General features: G+C 72.3%; 8 protein-coding genes and 1 pseudogene. 4 read left to right on the top strand and 5 right to left on the bottom strand.

Annotated features, from left to right (window positions below; all coding sequences use genetic code 11):
* A partial coding sequence (locus NBZ83_RS27255; protein WP_261576061.1) for a hypothetical protein occupies positions 1-1,135 on the top strand: 1,135 nt, incomplete at its 5' end.
* 45 nt (positions 1,136-1,180) lie between these two features.
* Here NBZ83_RS27255 and NBZ83_RS27250 read toward each other — a convergent pair.
* The 3 genes from NBZ83_RS27250 to NBZ83_RS27240 all read right to left on the bottom strand — a co-directional run bounded on the left by NBZ83_RS27250 (position 1,181) and on the right by NBZ83_RS27240 (position 4,113).
* A complete protein-coding gene (locus NBZ83_RS27250; protein ID WP_261570847.1) occupies positions 1,181-2,305 on the bottom strand; it encodes a CE1 family esterase in 1,125 nt (374 codons plus the stop codon).
* 27 nt (positions 2,306-2,332) lie between these two features.
* Positions 2,333-2,743, bottom strand: a complete 411-nt coding sequence (locus NBZ83_RS27245; protein WP_261570846.1) for a hypothetical protein — start codon at positions 2,741-2,743, stop codon at positions 2,333-2,335.
* Positions 2,744-2,952: 209 nt separating this feature from the next.
* A complete protein-coding gene (locus tag NBZ83_RS27240; RefSeq protein ID WP_261576060.1) occupies positions 2,953-4,113 on the bottom strand; it encodes a mechanosensitive ion channel family protein in 1,161 nt (386 codons plus the stop codon).
* A gap of 119 nt (positions 4,114-4,232) precedes the next feature.
* On the opposite strand from NBZ83_RS27240, the gene NBZ83_RS27235 reads away from it, so the two are divergent.
* Positions 4,233-5,648 (top strand): cryptochrome/photolyase family protein, encoded by a 1,416-nt coding sequence (locus tag NBZ83_RS27235; protein WP_261576059.1) that lies wholly within the window; start codon positions 4,233-4,235, stop codon positions 5,646-5,648.
* Between the two features lie 335 nt (positions 5,649-5,983).
* Positions 5,984-6,640 carry a UdgX family uracil-DNA binding protein gene (locus tag NBZ83_RS27230; protein ID WP_261576058.1) on the top strand — a complete coding sequence of 219 codons (657 nt, stop codon included), beginning with the start codon at positions 5,984-5,986 and terminating at the stop codon, positions 6,638-6,640.
* A 79-nt stretch (positions 6,641-6,719) separates the two neighbouring features.
* On the opposite strand, the gene NBZ83_RS27225 is transcribed toward NBZ83_RS27230, so the two are convergent.
* Together NBZ83_RS27225 and NBZ83_RS27220 are read right to left on the bottom strand one after the other, a co-directional pair.
* Complete coding sequence (locus NBZ83_RS27225; protein ID WP_261570842.1) at positions 6,720-7,487, bottom strand: L,D-transpeptidase; 768 nt, start codon at positions 7,485-7,487, stop codon at positions 6,720-6,722.
* Positions 7,484-8,008: a hypothetical protein gene (locus tag NBZ83_RS27220; protein WP_261576057.1), complete on the bottom strand. Its 525-nt coding sequence runs from the start codon at positions 8,006-8,008 to the stop codon at positions 7,484-7,486. The genes NBZ83_RS27225 and NBZ83_RS27220 overlap by 4 nt, the downstream gene beginning before the upstream one ends.
* On the opposite strand from NBZ83_RS27220, the pseudogene NBZ83_RS27215 reads away from it, so the two are divergent.
* Positions 7,995-8,222: pseudogene (locus tag NBZ83_RS27215) on the top strand (hypothetical protein); the annotation flags it as partial. The gene NBZ83_RS27220 and the pseudogene NBZ83_RS27215 overlap by 14 nt on opposite strands.

Raw genomic sequence — 8,222 nt, 5'->3', positions numbered from 1 at the left:
AGCCGGGAGCGGGGGCAGGCCCGGGAACACCGGCGCACGGCCGCGATTCGCGGCCGATGCCGACGTTGAGGACACCCGCCTCGACCGGTCACGTCCGGGCCGCTCGGCACCGGGTCCCGCCGACGACCGCATCGCCCCGGGCCGCTCCGAGCGACCCGCGGCGGCGGTACGCCCATCCCGGCCGCAGCGGTCGGGCGGACCGGGACGGACCGGCGTCAGCGGCCCGATGGCCGGTCGGGAGGACGAGCGGCTACCGGACTCGCCCCCCACCATGATCAGGAAGCGGACGGGGCCGCGCCGCTCGGACGGCGACCGGTCGCTCACGCCGCGCCGCTCGGGTGGTCCACTCACGGCGTCGATGGAACGCGACTTCCCCGGGCCTGACGACGTCAACGACCTCGACGGGGCCGACGAGCTCGACGTTCGTCACGGTGGTGGCGGCGCCGACTCCATGTCCTTCCTGCGCCGTCTCGGCGTTGCGCTGGTGGTGCTGGCGGTCGCGCTCGGGGTGGGGGTTGGTGCCGGCGTCGTCTGGGAGAAGGTGCGCCCCAGCGGCCGCACCGCCACGGACGCCGCCACGGCGCCGTCCCCGTCGGCGACCGCCGCCGCCAGCGCGCCGACGGCGGCCGGGCCGGGCACCTCCGCCCCTGCGAGCACCGGCCAACCGGCCACGGGGCAGATTGCCGTGCCGGCAGACTGGGCCCCCTACACGGACCCGCCGCAGAAGGCGACCTTCTCCCACCCGCCGGTGTGGAAGCAGCGTCGTGACAACACCGGCATCTTCTACGGCGAACCCGGCACCGTCTCGGAGTACGGCCCACAGATGATCGGCGTCGCCCGAATCGCCGGCGCGGACCAGACGGCGGCGCTCACCCGGGTCCAGGCGGGCGAGTTCGACTCGGTCTCGGGGCTGACGAAGGAGCGTTCAGGCCCGGCGACGGACACCAGCGGCCAGCCGACCCAGGAGTTGGCCGGTTCCTACGACCGTGAGGGTCAGCGGGTGTCCTACCTGATGCGGACGGTCTCCACGGATGGTGCCGTCTACGTGCTCATCGCCAGGGTGTCGACCAGCGCGGCCGCGACACTGAACACGCTGATGGGCGCCTTGCGCGCGTCGTTCTCCCCGGCGGCCTGACCCCGCCGAGGTCACATGCGGGGCGACGTCACATGCGGGGCGATGTCACATGCGGGGCCCGGGGCGGGCCGATCGGGCTGGAGCGAGCAGGTTCCAGATCACCCCGCTGGTGGCGAAGGAGTTCGGTCCGGCGGCTGGCGGCCAGCCGTGGGCCATCGAGGGCAGCAGGAACTGGACGACGCGGGCCGAGGATGCGCACCGGGTCTCCCGGCGGACGGCCACCGGCGCGGTCGTCGCGGGCTCGGCCGGGGGTCCGGTGGGAGCGGCCAGGCCGTCCGACACCGGCGCCCCGGGTGATGGGGCGGCGGCCCCGGGCGCGGGCAACTGGCCCGCGGACAGGGCGACGGGCGGCTGCTCGGCGTGCCAGGGCACCCCGGTCGAGTCGGTGAGGATGGTGTCGCCGGGCTGGCTGGGCAGCGGGCATTGGTCCACCGTGCGGAACGGCGCCATGCTCTCCTCGACCGGGGTGATCGCCGTCTGCAGGACCGGTGACCACGGCGAGCCAAGGTAGGGGACGTGACCGTCGGCGCCGCCGTGCACGACGACGACGGTCAGGGGTGCTGCCGGCTGGCACTGCGCTACCTGACGGCTCGCCGCGACCACAGCGATGCCGGCAAGCTCGTCGCCGTGCTCGCAGGCGTACCGGTAGGCGAGCATCCCCCCGTTGGACAGGCCGATCAGGCTGACCCGCGTGCGGTCGATCGGGTAGTTCTCGCTCAGGTGGGCGATCAGCGCGCGCAGCCAGCCGACGTCGTCCGTGTTATTGATCTTTGCGGTGTCGCAGCAGGTCCCGGCGTTCCAGGCCTTGCCGATGCCGTCCGGGTAGACGACGGCGAGGCCCGCGGCGCGGGCGAGGCCGTCGAGATCCCAGTGTGCCTTGGGGTCGGTGCCGTCATAGTGCAGGCTGTGCAGCGCCACGATCAGCGGGTACGGCCGGGGCGTGCCGGGTGGTGGCAGCGTGATCCGGATGGGCGTGCCGCGGCCGGACCGCTCGAACGCGTCCGGTCCGGTGGTCGGAGTAGCCGTCGGAGCGGCCTCGGGGACCACATTGCCGCGGCGGGTGCCACTTAGCCCGCTACAGCCAGTTACGGCTAGTAGTACGGGGAGCAGGAAGGCGAGGAGCCAGACCGCGGTGACGCGGCGGCGACGAACGGCCGGCACGGTGGCCATTCTGACCCGCCGATGGCGGGCTGGGCGTCACCGGTGCCGATGATTACTCTTCGTGTTGGAAATACTACGAGCGAGGTCGCCCTCCGGGGCGCGGACCACATTGAGGCGGGGACGCTCCACCGCGGCCGGCGGCGCCCAACGGCCAGCCGGGCGCGGTGGGGGAGCCGGGGTGCTCTCCGCGGCGGTGCGGTACCGGTCGAACGCCTCCTGGGCGCGACTCTCCAGGTCGTCCACGAGCGCCAACGACTCGCGCACCCGACGTTCTCCCGCGGGTCCGGCGGCAAGCAGGTCCGACAGACAGTTGTCCACCGCGCGCCGCGCCGCCAGCCAGCCGAGGAGCAGCCGGGAACGCTCCATGTCCGAGAGCTCCTCCACCGAGATGTCCCTCCGCTCGCCACGTGTGACGTTGATGAGGTTCTTGCCGCGAAGATCAATCAAATGGAGATCGATCGGCGGGTCTCCTGGCTGGGTCAGGTGTCCGGGTCAGGTGTCCAGGCCTGGGCGGTATAGGTGGTTCAGGTCGACGACCGGCATTGACATCCCGTCCTCTCCCAGAGTGCCCCACCCAGGGGCCGAACGCGCCGTAGTTCGCCTAACGCACACCCACTGGTCCCTGCGTAACGGTAGAAGCGGCAGCGTGCCACAGGCTACGGGGGCTCCTGCGATCGGGACTGGTCGGTAGGCCAGGGCGGGCCGCCTGGCCGTGGCGGCGAGGCGGATGCCGAGGTCCGGTCGGGCGCAGCGGGTTCGAAGGGGTCCTGTTCGCCCGGCGGAGGGATCAATGGGCGGGGCGCGGCGGCGACAACCGTCCCCGACGTCGGCGCCGGGATCGACGGCGGCACCGGGCCTGCGGCCGAATCCGCTTCGACCGGCACGTCCGGGTCGGTGGGCAATCCCGTGTTCCCCGGCTCGGTGTTTGGCCTGGCGTTGCCTGGCCCGGTGTGGCCCTCGCCGACCGGGTTGGCGTCAACGAGGTTGGCGTCGACGGGTTGCGCGTCGACCGGTCCCGCATCGATGGGGTTCGCCCCGGCGATGTCCTCCTCGCCGGTGCCGGTGCCGGTGCCGGTGCCGCCGGTGCCGCCGGGGTGGGGGTCGGTGGGGTCGGTGTGGCGCGCGCGCCAGGTCTGTCGGGCCTGGGCGGCGGTGTCCTCGGCGTGTTCGAGGATCTCCTCCCAGCGCTGCTGCATGGGTCGGATGAGGCCCCCGCCCACCCCGACCACGATCACCCCGGTCAGAGTGGCGAGGACGGCCCAGAGCAAGGGGGTCGTGACGGAGGTCGCCAGGCCCACCTCGTCGAGTCCGGCCTTGCCGAACGCGATCACGAGTACGGCGGCCACCGTGTTACCGGCCGCTTGTGCGTAGCTGAGGCCCCGCAGTGCCTCGCGCACGAAGGTTCGAGCGAGCCGGGCCAGGCTGACCCCGATCGCGATGATCACGATCGCGAGCAGGGTGTGCAGGAGCAGCGTGAGCAGCTCGGTGACGGTGTCCTCGGCGGCGCTCGGGCCGAAGACACCCACGGCGACGCGCAGCACGACAAGCAGCCCCAGGCCGGCGAGTACCCGCACCGCGCCCGTGCGAAGGTCCGCCGCCGGCCTGCGCAGCAGGGCCGGCAGGCCGCACCGATCCAGCACCCGGTCGATGCCCATCCGGTTCGCCAGCACGTTCAGCAGTCGTGCCGACGCCCGGACGAGCAGGCCGCCGAGCGCGCAGATCGCGAGGAAGACCCCGATCTTCGGCCCGGTTTCCGCGATGCGGGACCAAGCATCCGAGAAGCCGCGATCCCACGCGACGGCGACGGTCACCTGCATTCGGCAATCATAAACTAACGGTAATCTTCTGATGACTCACAGCAATAGATCGGCGGTTCCTTCGCCCTTGCCCCGCGTCGTCGCGGCGAGGGCGGGGCTGCGGGCTAACGTCCGGTCGCATGACGGTGTCGGTCTGCTGGCTGCGGCGGGATCTACGACTAGGCGACAATCCGGCGCTGCGCGCGGCAGCGGACGGGGCCGGCGAGGTGGTGGTGCTGTTCGTCCTCGACGACGCGCTGCGCCGCCCGGCTGGACCGGTCCGGCTCGCGTTCCTCTACCGCTGCCTTCGGGAGTTGGACGAGCGGCTGGGCGGCCGGCTGTGCGTGCGGCTGGGTGATCCGGTGGACGTCGTCCCCGCGGTGGCGCGGGCCGTCGATGCGGGCCAGGTGCACATCGCCGCGGACCACGGACCCTACGGGCAGCGTCGCGATGGCGAGGTCGAGAAGGCGCTGCGCACCGACGGCCGGGAGCTCGTCCGGACCGGATCGCCGTACGCGATCGCGCCGGGCCGGTTGGCCACGGCGGCCGGAACGCCGTTTCGCGTCTACACGCCGTTCTACCGAGCGTGGAAGGAGCACGGCTGGCGCGGCCCCGTCGCAGAGCCGGAAGGGGTGCGCTGGGCGCGGTTGACCTCGGACGGCATCCCGGCCGATCCGGACCTTGGCGCCACCCGCCTACCCGTGGCGGGCGAGCGGGCCGCACGCGAGCGGCTGACCGAGTTCCTGCACGGTTCGCTGGCCGGCTACGCCGAGCGGCGCGACGTGCCCGGGGAGGACACCACCTCGCGGCTGTCGCCCTACCTGAAGTACGGCTGCATCCATCCGCGCAGCGTCCTCGCCGAGCTCGCCCGAGTCACCGCCTCCCCCGCCTCGCTGGCCTCGCTGGCCTCGCTGGCCTCGCTGGCCGAGCCGAGCGGCGGGGAACGTGATGCCGAGAAGTTCCGTTCGGAGTTGGCGTGGCGGGAGTTCTACGCCGACGTGCTCGCGGCGAACCCCGCCTCCGCGCGCGCCGATCTGACCGACGCGCTGGCCGACATGGCATATGACCCGCCGGAGGCCGGATTCGAGGCCTGGAAGTGGGGGTGCACGGGGTTCCCCATCGTCGACGCGGGCATGCGCCAACTGCTCGCCGAGGGCTGGGTGCCCAACCGGGTGCGCATGATCGAGGCATCGTTCGTGTGCAAGGACCTGCACGTCCACTGGCGTCACGGGGCGCGGTGGTTCCTTGACCGGCTGGTCGACGGCGACCTGGCGTCGAATCATCACGGCTGGCAGTGGACGGCCGGTACCGGCACCGACGCCGCGCCGTACTTCAGGGTGTTCAACCCGGTCCTCCAGGGCCGCACCTACGACCCGGACGGGACCTACGTGCGCCGGTGGATACCGCAGCTGCGCGACGTGCCGCGAGCGAAGGTGCACGAGCCGTGGACGCTGCCGGGGGGCCCGCCCGAGGGATATCCGGCGCCGGTGGTCGATCACGCCGTCGAGCGGCGGGAGGCCCTGGCCCGCTACGAGGCAGCCCGCCGTGGCGGCTGACCAGCCTGAGCAGCTCCGAACCAGGCGAACGGAGCCATCATCGGTGCGATCAGATAGCGGATGGATGGCTTACGCGCAAGCGCGACACGTGTCGCGAATCTGACACCAGGCGTTGTCCAGTCCGATGGGTACGGCGGGCGGGGATTGGCCACCCTTGTCCCAGGGCAGGGAGTGTGTGGGCAGGGATCTCCCGCTCTAAGCCCGGTGGAGAAGTGACGGGCTCCGCCGGAGGTGGTCGCGCCCGCGTGGGATGTGGAGGGCAACTCACGCGTGGCGCGCCACGCCCACCCGCTGGATCGCCGACCCAGGCATCCGCTTGAATCTGCGGGGTGAACATGCCGCCCGTCGCAGTGCCTTCCGGCGCGGATCTGCCGACGCTCGCCTCTGCCGCCGCCGAGTGCCATGCGTGCGACCTTTCGGAGCTGCCCGGCACCCGCACCGTCTTCGGCGCTGGCCCGGCCCGCACCTGGCTGGTGGTCGTCGGTGAGCAGCCCGGAGACGTGGAGGACCGCCGGGGCCGGCCCTTCGTCGGCCCCGCCGGCAAGCTGCTCGACCGGGCACTCGACGAGGCCGGGCTGGACCGGGCCGAGCTGTACGCGACGAACGCCGTCAAGCACTTCGGCTACCGCACGGGCAACGGGCCCCGGCGCATCCATCAGACGCCGCAGGCGCGGCACATCGCTGCCTGTCGGCCGTGGCTCACCGCCGAGCTCAACGCCATCCGGCCGTCGCTGGTCGTGGTGCTGGGCGCGACGGCGGGCGCGACGCTGCTCGGGCCGTCGTTCAGGGTGACCCGGATGCGCGGGCGGCTGCTGCCTGGGCCGCCCGGATCGAACGCCCAGCTGCTCGCGACGCTGCACCCCAGCGCCGTGCTGCGAGCGGCCCCGGCCAGCTTCGACGAGGTCTACGGCGGGTTCGTCGCGGACCTGCGAATCGCCGCCGCCACTCGGCCCGCTTCGGCCGGCGGCGACCGGGAACCCCCGTCACCCTGACAAGCTGACGGACCAATCTGACGGACCAATCTGACGGGCCAAGCTGATCCGGCCTGACGAGCCGGGACGGCTGGCGAGGTCAGGCGACGATGTCGACCGGAGTGCCCAGCGGGACAGTCTGGGCCAAGCGGGTGATCGCGTCGTTGCTCAACCGGATGCAGCCGTGGCTGACGTCCCTGCCGATCATCTTTGGTTCGTTCGTGCCATGCAGACCGATCACCGGCTTGCGGCCCTCGAACGAGCTCAGGGACGTCGAGAATCCGTTCAGGCCGAAGGCGTATGGGCCGTAGGCGCCGTTCGGGTTACGCGGCCGCAGCAGCTCCATCAGGTAGAAGCGCCCGCCCGGGGTCGGCGTGTCGGTGGTGCCGATGGCGACCGGCTCCTGCGCGATCTGCTTGCCGTCGCTGAACACCTGCAGCAGGTGGTGACCGCGGGACACGACCAGCCGGTAGGGCGTCTCCGACGCGCTGACCTGGTCGGCTTTGACCCAGCCAGTGCTGCCGTTGGGCTGGACCGGCAGCATCACCTGCCACCAGCCGGGCATCTTCGCCTGGACCAGGAAGATCCGCTTGACACCGTTCTCGTTCGGACTTGCCAGCGTGGAAGACGGCTGGTTGTCCGTTGGGGCGCTGTAGATGTCGACGCTGGTGCCGACGGCGGTGACGACCGTGCTCTTGCTCTGCCCGAGGCCCGCGATGGCGGCGAGCTGGTTGCGGACCTGCGGAGAGAGGTTGGTGGCGGCGTTCTGGCTGCCATCGCCGCCGCCGCACCCGGCCAGCACCGCGCCGCCGAGGACGGCCGCGAGGATCCCCGCAGCCGTCCTCGGGCCGAGCCGGCTAATGATCATCTGGTGTAGTACGGGTCGGCCGTGACGGCGCGACTGACGGCGGGCGCCGCGACCGGCAGTGGCGCGGGCGCCGGGATCGCCGGCGGCACGCTCGACGCGCCGCCGCAGTTCGACACGCCGACGGTAGGCACGGTCACGAGCAGAAGCTTCGTCTCGGCGTCCCAGGGCGACCCGACCACGGCGAGCGCCTTCGACGGAATGTCGACGGTCTGCTTCGGACCGATGTTGAGGATGCCGCCGCCCAGGTTGGTGTCGAACCAGCCGAAGCCGAAACTCTTGTCGCCGGTGTTCTTCAGCTTCCAGGCCGGCTCACTGCCGTTGCAGATGAAGGTCAGGACGAGGGGGTTGGCGTCGATGTCCTCGACGCCGTTGATCTCCTTGTCCAGGGGGACCTTGAAGGGCAGCAGGTCGAGGAACCCGTCGAGGGTCGGGTCGCCGGTGCCCCCGGCCGAGGCCGCCGCCGCGGCCGGGGTGGCCGAGGCCGAGACGCTCGGGTCGACGCTCGCCGTGACGCCGGCCACCGGGCTCGGCGTGGCGCTCGGGTCGAGGCTCGCCGCCGCGCCCGGGTCGGCGGTCGCGCTGGTCGTGGCCAGTGGGAGGGCGGTCGGCGTCGGGGGCTGGGCGCAGCCGCTCGGTGCGGGCGATTACGGCCCCTACGCGACGCTGGCCACCGATCTCGGCCTCGGTTGGCTGGCGACCCTGCTCTACCTCGACGCGGTGGTCTCACCGGGGGGT

Origin of the sequence: Frankia gtarii (genome assembly GCF_025403375.1) — a bacterium.
GTDB lineage: Bacteria > Actinomycetota > Actinomycetes > Frankiales > Frankiaceae > Frankia > Frankia gtarii.
The sequence above is the reverse complement of the archived record's forward strand: the minus strand, read 5'-3'. Positions and strand labels throughout refer to the sequence as shown.